Genomic DNA, 17,095 nt, shown 5'->3' with positions numbered 1-17,095 from the left:
AATAACAAATTCATGTCGCTACAAATAAAAACAGGTTGCCAATGATAGGCAACCTGTTTGTAGAAAAAATTAGTAAGGTATTAGAAATAAATAATCCAAGCTGATTTAACGCTTTCACGCACTTTGCCGAGATCTTTCATGGCCGCATCGCGTGTTTGATATGATTTGTAGACCACTCTGTATGTTTTAAGGTCTTCTACAAACACCACAAACATGTCTGGGTTGTTAAGTGGCGATTTTTCCATATATGTTTGTGCCATCAGTTGTGTTGGGAAACTACCCACTATAATACGGAAAGCTTTATTTTTAACGGCTTCCATTGGATCAATTTGCTTCTTTCCACCTCTTACCCTGTCACTGGTAGTAGTAACTGTCTGAACAGTTCTTGAATCTTCATCATCTTCTAAAGAAAGACTTGCGATATAAGCTCTCAAACTGTCGTTCTCTCTGGTCAGTGATAATATTCTATTGTCTTTCTCTTTCAGTTTGGCTTCATTAGACGCAATTATTCTTTGCTGATTTTGCTGAAGGTCGTTAAGCTGGGCATTCAAGTTCTGGTACTTTTTGCGGTCTACCCGAACTTCATTTTTCTTCAGCATGTTTTCAAGGGACAATCTTAATCCGATATTGAAATCATGTATCAGAGAGAGAAATTCATCTGGAGTCTTTTTGTATACATCTGTCCAGGGATTGTTTAAAATGTGAAACCTGTAACCTCCACTTATTCCTAAATAATTATTCATCGGTATTGTTAATCTTGCTCCTGCAAACCCTCCCGGGCCGAAACTCAGTGAATTTCTGTTAGAAGGCACCTGAACAATTGAAATATTTGTATTTCTATTATATCGTGTGCCATAAAATGAAAAAACTTCTAAACCTCCTTCAGCCTCAATTCTGATTTTAGAATTGGTATTTAGGAAAGGCATGATGTTTAATCTGCCTAACAATCCTGGGGAGAAGTAAGTGGTTTCGTAATAAAGATTAGGGCTAGCGCCGTTCAAAATTCCTACAGACAAGAAAGCACCAGCGAAAATTTTATCATTAAACTGATATCCTATATCTGGAGTCATGCTGGCATTTATTTTATAGCGCTGAAATGACCATGAATTAAGAGGTGAAATGTTTTTCATAACGCCCAGAGATGCATTTACAACAAAATGTCCCTGAGCTCCCAGATTTGTGATAGATGTAAGTGTAGATAGGAGCAGAGTTACGAATCGTAACATATTTTTCATTTTTTATTTTTTTCAAGCGGTAAATGTATATTTTTTTTTGTTTTTACTTAATAAATTTGTTAAAAATGTCTTTTTAATTGTCTGAAGCACATATTTATTTTAATAAACTAAAATCGATTAAAAGAGTCATCGTAGCTTTGTCCGATAAATTTTAATGGACACGAATGGAAATAATACTCACTGAACTTGCTGAAAATCACAAAAAAATTACAGTTACTGTTTCAAAGGAAGAGTTCCTTTCGGAGCGAAAGAAAGCTTTAAAAAAATATCAAAAAACTGCCGTCGTTCCAGGATTCAGACCAGGGACGGCTCCTGAGCCACTCATCGTAAAAATGTACGGAGATAGCTTCGGAATAAATGAAACGTATGAGAAAGCATATAAAGCTTTTGAAGAAGAAGTTACAAAAAATCAATTCAAGCTGCTTTTAGATCCGGTGGCAGAGTTTTCGCCAGAAGCCAACTTTTCTACTGGCGAAAATGTGATAGTAAATTTTGAATTCGGAACTGAACCCGAAGTTAAGATTGAAATCTCAGAAATTACATCTGAACCCCTGTATGCTGTGCAACTTACCGAACAAGAGGTTGATGAAGAAATTGCCCGCCTTAAGAGTGAGAATAAAAATGTAGTAGAGGTAAATGGCATTGATGAAACTGAGGCTTTTGAAATCATCACCCATGCCCATTCCCATGATGGAAATCATGAACCAGAACATTCAATAACTTTTATTGCAAAAAGCGATATTTTGGTCGATAAACTTCAGGTGTTTTTCGAAAAATTTCAACAAAAAGAAGAGCATTTAAATGTATTAGATTATATTCAAAATCCTGAAGATAAAAAATTCGATAATCTCCGTTCATCACATCACATCCATTTAGGCAGAATGGTGAAATTTGAAGAGATCGATGAACTCACTTTAGCAAAAAAATTATTGCCTTCTAAAACTTTTGAAAACCCGGAAGAATTTAAGCAGTTTTTGAAAAAAGACTTTGAAGAGCAATTCAACGAATTAGCCAAGGATATCTTTTTGAGAAAAGCCTTTGATTTTGTGCGTTCTAAAATCACAAATCTCCCGATGAATTTTTTGGCGAAATGGTGGAATTCTAATGAAAAAAACAAAAATAATTCTCCCTTCGAAACCATTGCAAGCAGTTTGGTTTGGGAATTAACTAATTCTTTGACAAATAAAACGTTAGCTCGCTTGCTTCAACTTCAAGTTTCATGGGATAACGTAATAGATTTTTATACAGAACAATACACAAAATCTCTACCAGAAGATAAGCTCGAAACGATGAAACCCCTGATGAAAAATTACGTAGAAAGTATGTTAAAAGACAAAAAAAGAGCTGAACAAATGTTTGAACGCACGTACGAATATATGCTTAAAAATGCATTAGTAAGCCATAAAACAAATCCATATACCGTTACGTTAACTCAGTTCAGAGAAATTTTGTCAAACACTAATTAATAACTTTATGGATTTCGGCAAAGAATTTAAAAAATACGCTGTTAAACATCAGTCCATTTCATCACTTACTCTCGAGTCGTATATTAAAAATTCACTGACACCTTACATCATTGAAGAACGCCAACTAAATGTGGCTCAAATGGATGTATTCAGCCGCTTGATGATGGACCGAATCATCTTCATGGGCACAGCTATCAACGACCAGGTGGCAAACATCGTGCAGGCACAATTGCTCTTTTTGGAAAGTACAGATGCTAAAAAGGACATTCAGATTTACATCAATTCGCCAGGTGGATCGGTGTATGCAGGTCTTGGAATTTATGATACCATGCAAATGGTAGCTCCTGATGTGGCAACTATTTGTACTGGTATTGCAGCCTCAATGGCTGCTGTACTCCTTTGTGCCGGTACAGCAGGTAAGCGCACCGCTCTAAAGCATAGCCGCATTATGATTCACCAGCCCATGAGTGGAACCCAAGGCCAGGTAGCTGATATGGAAATTGCCTTAAAAGAGACACTTCGTGTGCGCGACGAACTGTACAACATCCTTTCAAAGCATACTGGTCAAACCTTTGAGAAAATCGCTGCTGATAGTGACCGCGACTACTGGATGCGCAGCGAAGAAGCCAAAGAATACGGCATGATCGACGAAGTTTTAATTTCAAAGAAAAATAGAGGTTAATCCAAAATGAAAAGACCCGACTATCAATCGTGTTCGTTCTGTGGTCGCGAAAAAAAGGAAGTGAATATGCTCATTGCTGGCGTAAGCGGGCATATTTGCGACTATTGCGTGATGCAAGCCTATGAATTAGTAGGGGCAGAGTTGGGTCACGATTATGCCAATCGAAAGAAAAAAGGTGCAAAAGCAGCCAATCAGCGCAAAATTTACAAACCAGCTGAAATTAAAGCTTATCTCGATCAATACGTGATCGGTCAGGATCAAGCTAAAAAAGTGATTTCTGTTGCAGTTTACAATCATTACAAGCGCATCTTTCAAGACATCTCTGCTCAAGATGATGATGTAGAGCTCGAAAAATCAAATATTATACTGGTAGGTGAAACCGGAACAGGTAAAACACTGCTTGCCCGCACAGTAGCCAAGCTGCTTGATGTGCCCTTTGCGATGGTAGATGCCACTGTGCTAACTGAGGCTGGTTACGTAGGCGAAGACGTTGAAAGTATTCTCTCCCGACTGCTGCAAGCTGCTGACTACAACGTAGAGGCTGCTCAGAATGGCATTGTCTTCATAGATGAGATCGACAAAATCGCCCGTAAAGGCGATAATCCTTCCATCACGCGTGATGTTTCGGGCGAAGGTGTTCAACAAGCGTTGCTAAAACTCCTAGAGGGTAGCAAGGTAAATGTACCGCCACAAGGAGGTCGAAAGCATCCCGAGCAAAAGTTTATCGAGGTAGACACAAAAAACATCCTTTTTATCGCTGGTGGTGCTTTTGAGGGCATTGACAAGATTATAGCCCGAAGGCTTAATACATCTACTGTAGGATACCATTCAAACAAAAAGCGCACACTCGAAAAAGACCAACTGCTCGAGTTTATTGACCATTCAGACTTGCGTACTTTTGGCCTGATACCTGAACTGCTCGGCCGATTGCCCGTTGTATGCCATCTGATGCCCCTTGATGCATCCGCCCTTCGTCGAGTACTTACAGAGCCAAAAAATGCCCTTATTAAACAGTACAAAAAACTTTTTGCTCTCGACGGAATTGAGCTTATTGTGCCTGATGAGACAATTGATTACATCGTAAACAAGGCGATCACCTATAAACTTGGGGCCAGAGGTCTGCGTTCTATTTGTGAAACCATCCTAACAGAAGCTATGTTTGAGCTGCCTTCAATGGAAATAAAAGACAATGTCTTCGAACTAACTCCCGAATACGCTGCTATGCAGGTTGAAAAGTCGGATATACTTACACACCTAAAGGCAGTTTCTTAATTCACTGGTCACTATGACCATTATTTAAACGTTCTGATACAAATTTTTTGACAATTCCGAGGGGTCTCATCGTGAATCGTTTCTTTTCGCGATGAGACGATTCTCTTTTCAAGATGTCCTTAAGCGTTTGCATCGTCTGAACGATGTTTTTGCCTTTGTTCAGCATAACGCACTCTGACATAGAGGCCATTACGGCATCTGAAATTTCACTGCGTGTGATTAAGCCTGTTTTATTCAGGCTCTCGAGAACCTGAGTTGCCCAAATGACAGGGCTATGAGCTGCTTCACACAGCCAAAGCAGTTCTTCTTGAATCTCGGCTAATCGCTCGAAGCCAATTTCAATAGCTAAATCGCCTCTGGCGATCATAATGCCAAAAAGGGGATCTTTCATTGCCTCATAGAGCAATTCGACAAAATTGTCAACCGCTTCTGATGTTTCAATTTTGTAAATCACTGGCTTATGAATGCCAAATTCCTTTAAATATGTCCTCAAAAGTTGAATGTCTTCTGTTTTGCGAACGAAAGAATAGCCTATAAGGTCGGCATATAATGCTACTAGTCTTAGGTTTTTTATGTCATCAGTAGTGAGAGAGTGGGTATTCAGATGCGTATCAGGCAAATTAATGCCTTTATCCTGTTTTAAAACGGCATTATCTAGTGGAGTTCTGACGATGCGAATTGCAGCTGTTTGATTTTTTACTTCCTCAATGATCCCGTGAAATTTTCCGTCGTCGAAGTAAATTCTGTGACCTGACTGTAAAGTTTCAAAAATGCATGTTTCAGAAACCAAAACTGTTTTTTTCGGGAAGCTTTCATTCGCTGTAGCTGCTTGTAAATAGATGACATCGTTGAGCTGCAGTTCAATTTTTTTCTTCTTGTTAGGTATGATGGTACGGAGTTTAGGACCTGCCAGATCCATATGGATTTTACAAGGTACACCTGTGTTCATAATAGCTGTCTGAAGCGAGTTTGCTATCTGAGAGACCATGAATTCGTCTGCATGAGCAAAGTTGATACGAGCGATATTCATCCCGTTGAAGAGCAACTTCTCAAAATATTTCACATCGTCGGCTTTGCGTTCGTCGATGGTTACCATCAGATATGGAATGTTGTGATCTGCGCGTTTATCGCCAAAGAGTTTTTTAGTTCTTTGGCTTATAATATCTCTTCCTACGTCATCAGAGAGCGTACACTCTTTCCCTTTGTATTCTGGAGCAAGCCATTTAAGCACATTGAGTAATTGATAATGTGTGTGACTTTCAGATGCAGCCAGAGAAGATAACCCTAAATGATGCAGTTGATTTTGGATAGGGCGAAGTTCGTGACTTCTCAAAATCAGATATTTTGCCAGGTTCTTAGCTGAGACTTCATAATTAAGATGCAGTTGCAATTCCTGTATTTTAATTTCTGATTGCGTAAATTTTTTTTCAAGGTGTATTATAAATTCGACTAAGTCTTTGGTGCTCTTCATGTTTTCTCTTTTGTCTATAGCACAGCAAGGTCATGAATCATTTTTGTTAAGTGTATGACAATAGTCAATTTTTTGGTTAGTGTAAAAATTACACTATATTAGCCAACAGATTTATTTTGATTATGAAAAGAAAAATATTCGCTCTGTTGGGATGGATAGTATGTGTGCTTGCCCATTCTCAGGTAATCACCACGATTCCAATTTTTCCCACGCAAAACGACACTGTTACCATCATATACGATGCATCGCAGGGCAACGGTCAATTGGCCGGATTTGTCCCTATTTATGCTCATACTGGCGTAATAACAAACACGAGCCCTACACCTACCTCATGGATGCATGTTCAAGGCACTTGGGGCACGGCCGATCCGAAGGTGCTAATGACTCCTCTAGGAAATAATCTTCATCAGATCAAGTATCACATACCTACTTATTACAATCTGCCACCAGGAACGATTGTGTACAAAATGGCCTTTGTATTTCGGAATGCTGCAGGCACACGTGTAGGTCGAAATGCTGACGGCAGTGATATTTTCGTAGATGTTTATCAGCCAGGTCAATTTGCAGCAAAGCTTGTAAAGCCTTTCGGAAAACATCTGATCCGCCAGATTAATCAAGTCATTCAAATCGAAGGGGCATCCAGTGATTTTGGTACGCTTAGAATTAAAGTAAATGGCACTACCATTTCGCAGCAAAACAATACCAAAACAATTACCGGAACCATAAATACAAACCTCTTGGGATTTGGAAAACACTATATAACGCTTGAAGCTACGAACGGTACAACCACGGTTTATGATTCTACCTACTTTATCGTACAACCCCCTGTAACCGTACAAAATCCTCCGGCCAACGTGAAATACGGCATTAACTATCTGAACGATTCTTCACTCATACTTTGCCTACATGCGCCTTTTAAGCAGTTTGTGTATGCCGTTGGCGACTGGAGCAATTGGGAACTCGATCCGAAATATTTTATGAAGCGCAATCAAAACGGCGATGTATGGTGGGTACAAATCAATGGTTTAACGCCAAAACAACAATACAGATATCAATACTGGATCGACTCTACCTTGCTTCAGGTAGGTGATGTGTATGCCGATCTGCAACTTGATCCTTGGAACGATCAATACATTCCTCCGTCAGTGTATCCGAATCTCATTCCTTATCCACACGGCAAAACTTCACATGTAGTTTCTGTGCTTCAACCTGGCGAAGATCCTTATCCTTGGGATACCACCATTCAGTATCAACGCCCACCAAAAGAGCGACTTGTGATTTATGAATTGCTGTTGAGAGACTTTATACATTCACACAATTTTAAATCACTTAAAGACACTTTGTCTTACTTAAAAAATTTAGGCATTAATGCCGTTAAGATTATGCCCATCATGGAATTTGAAGGCAATGAAAGCTGGGGCTACAATCCAATGTTTTACTTTGCTGTTGACAAATACTATGGCACAAAGAACGACTTTAAGCGATTTGTAGAAGAGTGCCATCGAAATGGAATAGCGGTAATACTCGACATTGCTCTAAATCACTCATTTGGGCAAAATCCTCAGGTCAGAATGTACTTTAATCCCAATGCCGGTCAGTACGGTCAGCCTACGCCTGATAATCCTTGGTTTAACGAAACGGATCGCCATCCCTTTGGTGTCGGATACGATTACAATCACGAGAGCCCGCATACTCGCCAGTTTTCAAAGCGCGTTATGGAGTACTGGCTAAAGGAATTTAAAATCGATGGATTTCGATTTGACCTTTCAAAAGGCTTTACTCAAACCTATTCTTTAGGCAACATCGCTCTCTGGAATCAGTACGACCAAAGCCGCATCAACATATGGCTCGACTATTCATCCCACATTTGGAGTGTAGATCCCACTGCTTACGTAATTCTCGAGCATTTTGCCAACAACGACGAAGAAACTGTATTAGCCAATAACGGAATGATGCTCTGGGGAATGATTCACGAAGCGTATAAGCAGTGCATTCTTGGATTTCAATCAAATAGCAACTTCTCTTGGGTATCTCACCAGACACGTGGTTGGAACTCTCCTCATTTGATCGGATATGCCGTAAGTCACGACGAAGAACGCCTGATGTATGAAGCTTTGAATTTCGGAAATACATCAAACCCAAGTCACAACGTGCGCGAATTAAATGTGGCATTGAAACGTTCTGAAATGGTTGCGACTATGCTTATACCTATACCTGGCCCTAAAATGTGGTGGCAGTTTGATGAGCTTGGCTATCCGTACTCAATTAACTACTGCCCGAATGGAACCATAAGTTCCTCTTGCCGTACCGATAAAAAGCCCATTCGCTGGGATTATATACAAGTAACCAATCGCGCCAGACTATATAAAGTGTATGCTGCTTTGGCACGCTTAAAAACGCAATACCCAGCTTTTTCGACCAATAATTTTAACCTCGATGTGGGTGGATTGATCAAGCGAATTTTTCTTTATCATCCATCGATGGATGTGGTAATACTTGGAAATATTCACGTGCAACCTATCTCTTTTGTTCCAGGTTTTAACAAAACAGGCACCTGGTATGAATATTTTACCAATTCAAGTATAAATGTGACTGATCTGAATGCTCAAATTACCCTTCAGCCAGGGGAGTATCGCATTTACACTACATCCCAATTACCAGCTCCTGATTTGAGTCCGATCATTCCTCTTTCGACCGACGAAGTGCCTTCATCTGCTCATGTATTGGATCCGGGTTTACGCGTGTATCCCAATCCCGTACCTGCTACCGGCACATCCATTGACTTTTATTTGCATTCATTAGATGAAGTAAGCATCGAAATTTTTGATCTAAGTGGCAGAAAAGTGATCACACTACTTGATAAAGAAAAACTCGGTAGCGGAGTACATCTACATTGGTGGAATGGAAAAGATTCCAACGGAAATGAAGTTAAGGCGGGTATGTATATTCTTAAGCTCACTGGCAAGCTGCATTCTTCTACTTTTAGATTGAATAAAATACATTAATTCCTTTTATAGTAAATAAAAGGGTCGGCTTTTGAGCCGACCCTTTTTCATTTTTAGGTGCAAACCAAACTTTACATTACAATCTTTGAAATTTTGATCGAACTACTTGCGATCCATTTCCTATTTCAAGGATATAAAGACCTGTTGGAAGTGATCTTACATCCAAAGTCAATTTGGCATCAGCGGTTTCGCTGCCACCCATTAGCATCTGACCATTTACATTGAAGACTTTCCACTGTATGTTGTTGAAGTCAGAAAGTGATTGCAAATCAATGTTTAGTTGGTCTTTTGTGGGATTTGGATAAATCCTTATACCTCTACTTTCTAATTCATCGATGCCCACCATCGACATTGTGGCCTGGGTACTCTGGAGCACTTGTTTGGTGGACATATCTTGGAGCCAAACTACTACCCGGAGGTTGTTGAAGTTTTCAACCGTATGATTGGTAGCATGGTTGACGGGTTGTGTAGCATTAGGCGGCAGGATGTATGTGCCGTTGAAGGTGTAGGTTAAATTAAACGTTTGATGGGTGCCGGCATTTAAATTAGTTACTACCTGGCCAGTGGAGGGTGTCATAAATTTTTTGAAGATGTCGTAAAACACAGTCTCTCCGTTGGTCTTTACATTTTGAGTAGTTTGCGTCTCTTTAATAGCGGCAAAGAGTCGAATGTTTCCGGTTAAGTTGGCAACAGGCGAAACGGTGATTTGCGCATTGATGGTTTGGCCGTTGCGAGTGCTTGTGGCATTTATGTTTACAAATGATGGTACGGCTCTAAATTGATCAATGATTGCTTGTGTAGCTTGGCCGGCGTGCTGATTCCATCCACCGTCAATTTGCATATTGGGCACACTGTTTACTCCGTAAAAAGTGCGTCTGTCGCCTCCTTCTGGCGTGTAATAGGGATCTCCGGTACCAGGCCAGCTCATTTGATATTTGATTACAGTGAAGTGATCAGGTGGCTGTTGATCCATTAGAGCCTTGAAGGAAGCGTTTGCAGGAGCGCATGGTGCACATGTAGATGAAGAGAATACTTCCATCAGAGGTCTTCTCTGTGTGAGTGCCGGTACTACATTGATCACCTTTACGACAGTGTCGTTATCGTTATTCTGATCGTTCTGATCATTAATACCGCTTAGCCACATTTTTATAGTATAGTTTGCAGATGTGCCTGGATTCCACGTTGTAGGATGATTGAATGTAGCAATTGTAAGGGGTTGAAAATTTAAATTAGAAAGTGTGGCTGATACCGCAGGACCGTTGTTGATGCTGTAGTTTACAGTTGCTTTGGTAATAGTTGCTGATCCTAAATTTCCGAAAGTACCGCTGATAGTAAAGGGTGCTTGTGTAAGTGCCAGAATACTTGCTGTGGTGATAGATGCTCCAGCGGCATCTCTCTGTGGTTGAGTACCAAATATAAAGGTGTAATATTCGTTGTCGTCTGGTGCAGGATTGGTTTGCGCTTTTGATGTCAGGTTAGGCGAAGGAGCTACCATTATGGCGGTAGTGCTGTTGATTTGTAAACCCACTGAAAAGAGTGAGTTCGCACATGCATTTCGTTGATCAACCACGTGTATTCTGTTTGTAGTCTCCTCTAAAACGATGCTCCAGTAAGTAAAACAACTCGCTGAATTATTACTGCTGTAAGAAGTAAAGAAGATCCAATGTTGGCGATTTGGAGCTGTACCAAAAGTCTTTGTTACGATTTTATCGTTTGCTTCCAATGAACTAATTCCGGTAATGCACACCGAGTTGTTGGGCACGCCTGAGTTTGGCAGTGTAAGTCGACCGTATGGCGGTAGTGATGTGGCTGCAGTATCGAATGTCAGAATGCCCGATGTGCTCACTTTGTAATGTGTCACTGGATTTCCGTTAAAGGAAAAGCTGAAAGGAATGCTTCGAACAGAACTCCACTGTGGCCCAGAGACAGCATTGCCGTCATGAATTACGGTCCATCCTGTGGTGAGTCCGCCACCCACCGGATATTCTAAATCCGGGTTTAGGTTTCCAGGATTTCCTTTTTGTAGACCGATAATATAATAATACTGGCCGTGGAGTGTACTTGCTATAGCAAGCATAGCTGGTAGTAAGTAGCTCTTTTTCATCTGGTTTATTTTTTACAAACATAAATTGTTTGTTTTTACATTAAAAAATTTTTAACAATGAAAAAACCGGCAAAAGCCGGCTTTTTACTTAAACTTAAATGATTTATTTTATTACATATACCCTAAAATCTTCATCATGCTCTTGTAGCTTTGTTCTTTAGCGAAGAGCCTTGTGCGGATTTCGCCATCTTCATCCAAATCTATTACCACATGTTTAGGAGCTGGTAAGAGGCAATGTTGGATTCCTCCATAGCCTGCGAGGCTGTCTTGGTATGCTCCGGTGTGGAAGAAACCAATGTACTGAGGCCGGTCTTCTTTGTATTTAGGCAAATAGATGGCGTTAGAATGCTGTTCTGAGTTGTAATAATCGTCGCTGTCGCAGGTAAGGCCGCCCAGGAGCACACGCTCGTATTCCTCAAACCAGTTATTGATGGCAAGCAAGATAAAGCGCTTATTTATGGCCCATGAGTCGGGTAGGGTAGTCATGAATGATCCATCGATCATATTCCATGCTTCGCGATCATTTTGCTTTTTTTGACCCATAATAGAGAAGAGAACTGCCCCACTTTCACCTACGGTGAAGGAACCAAATTCTGTAAAAATATGTGGCTCACGAACGCCTGCAGAGTTGCAAGCTTGCTTGATTTGAGCAATGATCTCTTCTGCCATGTAGGCATAATCGTAATGAAAATTGAGTGAATTCTTAATTGGAAATCCACCGCCTATATTGAGTGAATCGAGGGTTTCACAATGCTTCTTAAGTTCGATATACACGTTTACGCACTTAAGTAATTCGCTCCAGTAGTAGGCATTGTCATTGATGCCTGTATTAATGAAGAAGTGGAGCATCTTGAGCTCAAACTTAGGATTGTCTTTAATCTTTTCAAGATAAAAAGGCACAATGTCTTTGTATCCAATACCCAATCGGCTGGTGTAAAATTCAAATTTTGGTTCTTCTTCGGCTGCAATGCGAATGCCTATCTTACAAGGTACTTCAAGCAACGCATCGAGCTGATCTACTTCTTTCATGTTGTCAAATACTGGTATGGTATTCTCAAAGCCATTGTTGATCAGGCGGGCAATATTTTCGACATATACATCCTTTTTATATCCATTGCAGATGATGTAGATCTCTTTGTCGATTTTTCCGTCTTGGTATAGGGCGTCGATTATGTTGATATCGAAAGCTGAAGAAGTTTCAAGATGAACATCGTTTTTCAGTACTTCATCTAGCACAAAAGAGAAGTGGCTTGACTTAGTGCAATAGCAGAAGTTGTACTTCCCTTTATAATCTACTTTAGCCATAGCCACATTGAAAAGCATTTTGGCCTTTTGGATCTGCTGCGAAATTTTGGGCAGATAGCTAATTTTTAGAGGTGTTCCGTATTGCTTGATAATGTCCATCAAATTGATATTGTGCCAAAGCAATGTATCGTCTTCGAGTTTAAATTCTTCCTGAGGCCAATCGAAAGTCTGCTCAATCAGATCAATATATTTGTTTTTCATTGCTCTTTGATTAACTGCGGCACAAAGGTAAAAATAGAGATTTTAGTTTCAATATTAAATTTAAAAGTAAGTTAGTTAGATAATTCAAAAAAATTCAATTTAAGTGAGATGGATTTATTTACATAAGTCGTTTTAGCCTACTATTTTTTAGGTTTAAAACAGCATACGGGCTTTTTTCAGGTAGGCTAAAATGCTATAATACAGGTAATAAAAAAACCTGGCTTTCATAGCCAGGTTTTAAATCCACTAAACGTAATCTAATCCGAATTATTCCACTGTAACAGACTTAGCCAGATTTCTTGGTTGATCTACGTTACAACCTCTCAGCAAGGCAATGTGGTAAGACAAAAGTTGCAATGGAATTGTATTGATGATGGGAGAAAAGATGTTTTCTGTTTCGGGTACCTCAATGATATGATCAGCGATGGAAGCGATATCTTCATCGTCATGATTTACGATGGCCAGAATTTTTCCTTTGCGCGCCTTTACTTCCTGAACGTTTGAAAAGATTTTATCGTACTGATCGCTCTTAGGCGCAATGACAATTACTGGCATGTTTTCATCGATCAATGCGATGGGGCCATGCTTCATCTCTGCAGCCGGATAACCTTCTGCATGTATGTAGGAGATTTCTTTGAGCTTAAGTGCTCCTTCGAGCGCCACAGGGAAGTTGTAACCACGGCCTAAATAAAGAGCGTTGTTTGAATCTTTATATCTTTCGGCAAGATACTTTGTAATCGGATCGCACTTAAGTGTTTCCTCTACCTTTTCAGGAATTGAGTTGAGCTCTATCAATAAACGCATATAACGCGATTCGCTCAAAGTACCTTTCATATAGCCGAGCTTCAGTGCCATGAGGGCTAGCACGGTTATTTGTGCAGTAAATGCTTTTGTAGAAGCCACTCCAATCTCCGGACCTGCATGCGTGTAGGCGCCAGCGTGAGTTTCACGGGCGATAGATGAACCTACTACGTTGCATATTCCAAAAATGGTGGCTCCCATTGACTTAGCAAGCTTCACAGCTGCGAGGGTATCGGCCGTCTCACCGCTTTGACTGATCGCAATCACTACATCCTTTTCATTGATGAGCGGGTTGCGATATCTGAATTCGGAAGCATATTCTACCTCTACGGGTATTCGCACCAAATCTTCGATCATGTACTCGCCAACAAGGCCCGCATGCCAGGATGTTCCGCAGCCGACAATAATAATGCGATTGGCATTTAGAAACTTTTCTTTGTATTCGTCAATACCGCGCATGTTAATTAGGCCCTGCTCGGCCAAGAGGCGGCCTCTTAGGGTATCGCGGATGGAGCGAGGCTGCTCATAGATCTCTTTGAGCATAAAATGTTCAAACCCTCCTTTTTCAATCTGTTCGATATCCATTTGAAGTTGTTGGATATAAGGATTGATCGGAAGGTTGGTAGAAATTTCTTTAATCACCAGCGGTGCGCCTTTTTTAATCAAAGCCATTTCTCCATCTTGTAAATACACCACCTTTTTGGTGTATTCTAAAAATGGTGTGGCATCGCTGGCAATGAAGTATTCATCCGGTGAAAGCCCTATTACAAGAGGGCTTCCCATTTTGGCTACTACAATTTCATTGGGATTCCTTTTGTCGAAGACACAAATAGCATAGGCGCCAATCACTTGATTTAAAGCTTGGCGCACGGCCATTTCTAAGGAGCAGTTTTCGCCTTGTTGTATGTCTTCAATAAGATTAACGAGTACTTCCGTATCAGTTTCACTGTAAAATTTGAATCCACGGCTTATTAATGCCTCTTTTATGGAGTGAAAATTTTCGATAATGCCGTTGTGGATTAAAAAAAGATTTCCTGACTGAGAAGTGTGAGGATGGGAATTTGTGTCGCTGGGTTCGCCGTGTGTTGCCCAACGGGTATGAGCTATTCCCATTTTGCCATCGTGGGGCGCAGATTCCGATATGCTCTCGAGATCCGATACTTTACCTTTTTTCTTGTAATAATGAATTTCTTCGCCATTGTGGATGGCAATACCAGCAGAATCATACCCGCGATATTCCAATCTTTTGAGACCTTTTATAAGAATGGGATAAGCGTCTCGATATCCCAGGTATCCAACTATTCCACACATAGGTCTTTAAAATTTTGTGTAATACACTTTGATTTGAGGTTTGATGTCAGGGTTAGCATTGCCCACAATGGCAGTTCGATTTGCAGTCGAAATGCCGTTTTGAGCTTTGATAGCGATTTTCAAGGTTGAATTGTTTTTCAGAATGGCTTCAGATACTTGTCGAGTCAAAGTAATGGTGTAAGATGCATATCTGAATCGCCCTCTTGTTAAAACTCCTGAAAATTCAGGTGAAGTAAACGACTCGTCTTTGATGACGTTTTGTTTACCCGTACTATCGATTACCAATGCTGAAACTCTGGGTGGAGATATGTGGTTACCTTCTATTCCGGGCTTAATCGGAAGAATGATTTCAAATTTATTGAGTACTACTCCAGGTTGCCTGAGCTTTGAGAAATCTGTGAATTTCACAACGGTGTAAGGCCCATTCATTGCTGCTATAAATGTGGTGGATTCACCGTTTATTGTGTCTTGATTTAGCTTTACCTGACTACCTGAATAATCGTTGCTAAATACATTAACTACTGCATTGATGGGCACCGGTGAATTGTCGCCTTGTAACCTAAAGGTCCTGAAGATAGTATTGGTATCACTGTCTCTGAAATAAAGTCGTATAGCAGTGGCTATTTGAAAGGGGTTAAAATACAATATCGAATTGCCACTCAGGGCTTCAACGTAAATGCCTTTAAAGTAATTCATAAAGGCATCCTGGTTTGCAAAGTCAGAAGCATTCGTTCTGGAATGGTCAATGATGGCAGTTTTGAAGAAGTCTCTATCCAGCTTGATAATCAGGAGTGGACTGATGGTGTCGTTACCTCTCGGTACACGCGTATTCGGTCGAGGCAGCACGGTAGCTTCTCCTAAGAGCTGACCTTTGGTAAAGGATTGATTAGAATAATAGGTGGAGTCTAAGTATAGGCGATCTTCCAGTTTATAGACCCTAATGTGCATTGGAACAGTAGTATCGCCATAATGGCCTAAATATCGAAGTGTAAGCTCTACGGAGTCCAATACTGCATTATCTGGGAAGGTAGGGTTGATCTGTTCAAGGAGGAAATTCGTAGCAAATGCACTTTTTGATTCTCCAAATTCTGGACTGTACAATCGACCAAGTAGCAATCTGCCGGTTAGAGAAGTAGGTATGGAATCGTCAAAACCTGTGTAAGTAATAAAAGGAATTGAGTCAGTAAACAGAAAATCAGACTTTTGGTCTTGGATCTGATTTAACCCCAGAGACCCGAGGTCTTTTTCACAGTTTAAAAATAAAAAAGGACACATGATGAGGAGTGTCCTTTGCATCAATCTTGCTTTCGGAATTTTTTTCATCAACTCTCTACACTTTCTAATTTGTGTATTTGATCATAATGTTCTGTAAAAAAAGACTCAAGGTCAGTCAGGTTGTACAATTCGTACACATTAGCTTCCGGATTGATGCGGTCTTTGTGCTCTAAACCTGGAGGAGGTGGGTTAAGATAAGTATATGTATCGCAATAAGGTGCAGCCGTGGCATAGAACTTTTCTACATCGATCGGTTCATTTGCCGGAAAATCGAGCGAAAGACCGTCAAAAGATAAAATTTCAGGGAGCTGATTCGGAGTTTTCAGCACTTGCTGGTAGGGGAAAGTATATCGTGTATAAACGATTTTACTTTCTGCAAAAAGGGGTTCGTTATTGTAATACTTTTTAATATACATAGGGACGAGCGCAGGCAACCAACCAGAAATGTGAATGATGTCTGGAGACCAAGCAAGTTTTTTTACCGTTTCAAGTACTCCTTTGCAGAAGAAAACATAGCGCTCGTCGTTGTCGTCAAAAGGTTGACCTTCCTCGTTAAAAAATGTGTATTTTCTTTTGAAAAATTCATCATTATCAATAAAGTACACTTGCATACGCGCATTTGGCACACTCGCCACCTTTATAATAAGGGGCATGTCCATATCATTTACCACGATGTTGATTCCACTAAGCCGGATGACTTCGTGCAATTGGTGCTTTCTCTCGTTGATAACCCCAAAACGCGGCATAAATATTCGCACTTCATTTCCGGCATCTATCATTTTTTTTGGGAGGCTGAGCGAAAGCTTAGAGAGAGGATTTTCGGGTAAAAAAGGAGTGATCTCTTGTGAAATGTACAAGATGCGCTTTTTACTCATACAAAGTACATTGGAAGTTTGAAAGAAAAGTACTGTATAACATAGATTGTGCAAAGGTACGAATAATAGGTTACATAAAAAAACGAACGCGT

General features: G+C 40.3%; 11 protein-coding genes. 4 read left to right on the top strand and 7 right to left on the bottom strand.

The genetic code is table 11. The features are described from left to right. Positions 1 to 80: 80 nt before the first annotated feature. Positions 81 to 1,235 carry an SPOR domain-containing protein gene (locus ACK4EX_RS02125; protein ID WP_409769291.1) on the bottom strand — a complete coding sequence of 385 codons (1,155 nt, stop codon included), beginning with the start codon at positions 1,233 to 1,235 and terminating at the stop codon, positions 81 to 83. 164 nt (positions 1,236 to 1,399) lie between these two features. On the opposite strand from ACK4EX_RS02125, the gene ACK4EX_RS02120 reads away from it, so the two are divergent. Genes ACK4EX_RS02120 through clpX form a run of 3 tightly spaced genes read left to right on the top strand, consistent with a single transcriptional unit; the run spans position 1,400 to position 4,655 of the window. Then, a complete protein-coding gene (locus ACK4EX_RS02120) occupies positions 1,400 to 2,701 on the top strand; it encodes a trigger factor family protein (protein ID WP_409769289.1) in 1,302 nt (433 codons plus the stop codon). Positions 2,702 to 2,708: 7 nt separating this feature from the next. Then, a complete protein-coding gene (locus tag ACK4EX_RS02115) occupies positions 2,709 to 3,383 on the top strand; it encodes an ATP-dependent Clp protease proteolytic subunit (protein ID WP_409769287.1) in 675 nt (224 codons plus the stop codon). Positions 3,384 to 3,389: 6 nt separating this feature from the next. Beyond that, positions 3,390 to 4,655, top strand: coding sequence for an ATP-dependent Clp protease ATP-binding subunit ClpX (clpX, locus tag ACK4EX_RS02110; RefSeq protein WP_409769285.1), 1,266 nt, complete (start codon positions 3,390 to 3,392; stop codon positions 4,653 to 4,655). 1 nt (position 4,656) lies between these two features. Here clpX and ACK4EX_RS02105 read toward each other — a convergent pair whose 3' ends face one another. Continuing rightward, positions 4,657 to 6,126 carry a pyruvate kinase gene (locus ACK4EX_RS02105; RefSeq protein WP_409769282.1) on the bottom strand — a complete coding sequence of 490 codons (1,470 nt, stop codon included), beginning with the start codon at positions 6,124 to 6,126 and terminating at the stop codon, positions 4,657 to 4,659. 122 nt (positions 6,127 to 6,248) lie between these two features. On the opposite strand from ACK4EX_RS02105, the gene ACK4EX_RS02100 reads away from it, so the two are divergent. Further along, positions 6,249 to 9,131: an alpha-amylase family glycosyl hydrolase gene (locus tag ACK4EX_RS02100; protein ID WP_409769280.1), complete on the top strand. Its 2,883-nt coding sequence runs from the start codon at positions 6,249 to 6,251 to the stop codon at positions 9,129 to 9,131. Between the two features lie 76 nt (positions 9,132 to 9,207). Here the strand turns inward: ACK4EX_RS02100 and ACK4EX_RS02095 are convergent, their stop codons facing one another. From ACK4EX_RS02095 to ACK4EX_RS02075, 5 genes are all read right to left on the bottom strand, one after another. Next, on the bottom strand, positions 9,208 to 11,235 hold the full coding sequence (locus tag ACK4EX_RS02095) for a T9SS type A sorting domain-containing protein (RefSeq protein ID WP_409769278.1): 2,028 nt from the start codon (positions 11,233 to 11,235) through the stop codon (positions 9,208 to 9,210). Positions 11,236 to 11,346: 111 nt separating this feature from the next. Then, the gene (locus ACK4EX_RS02090) at positions 11,347 to 12,741 is read right to left on the bottom strand and encodes an arginine decarboxylase (RefSeq protein WP_409769276.1); all 1,395 of its coding nucleotides are present in this window, start codon (positions 12,739 to 12,741) and stop codon (positions 11,347 to 11,349) included. 267 nt (positions 12,742 to 13,008) lie between these two features. Next, entirely contained in the window at positions 13,009 to 14,853 is a 1,845-nt protein-coding gene (gene glmS / locus ACK4EX_RS02085; RefSeq protein ID WP_409769274.1) for a glutamine--fructose-6-phosphate transaminase (isomerizing), read from the bottom strand. 6 nt (positions 14,854 to 14,859) lie between these two features. Further along, the gene (locus tag ACK4EX_RS02080; protein ID WP_409769272.1) at positions 14,860 to 16,149 is read right to left on the bottom strand and encodes a DUF4270 family protein; all 1,290 of its coding nucleotides are present in this window, start codon (positions 16,147 to 16,149) and stop codon (positions 14,860 to 14,862) included. A 26-nt stretch (positions 16,150 to 16,175) separates the two neighbouring features. Continuing rightward, positions 16,176 to 17,003 carry a glycogen/starch synthase gene (locus ACK4EX_RS02075; RefSeq protein ID WP_409769270.1) on the bottom strand — a complete coding sequence of 276 codons (828 nt, stop codon included), beginning with the start codon at positions 17,001 to 17,003 and terminating at the stop codon, positions 16,176 to 16,178. Positions 17,004 to 17,095: the final 92 nt, after the last annotated feature.

Origin of the sequence: Thermaurantimonas sp., from assembly GCF_046299575.1 — a bacterium.
GTDB lineage: Bacteria > Bacteroidota > Bacteroidia > Flavobacteriales > Schleiferiaceae > Thermaurantimonas.
The sequence above is the reverse complement of the archived record's forward strand: the minus strand, read 5'-3'. Positions and strand labels throughout refer to the sequence as shown.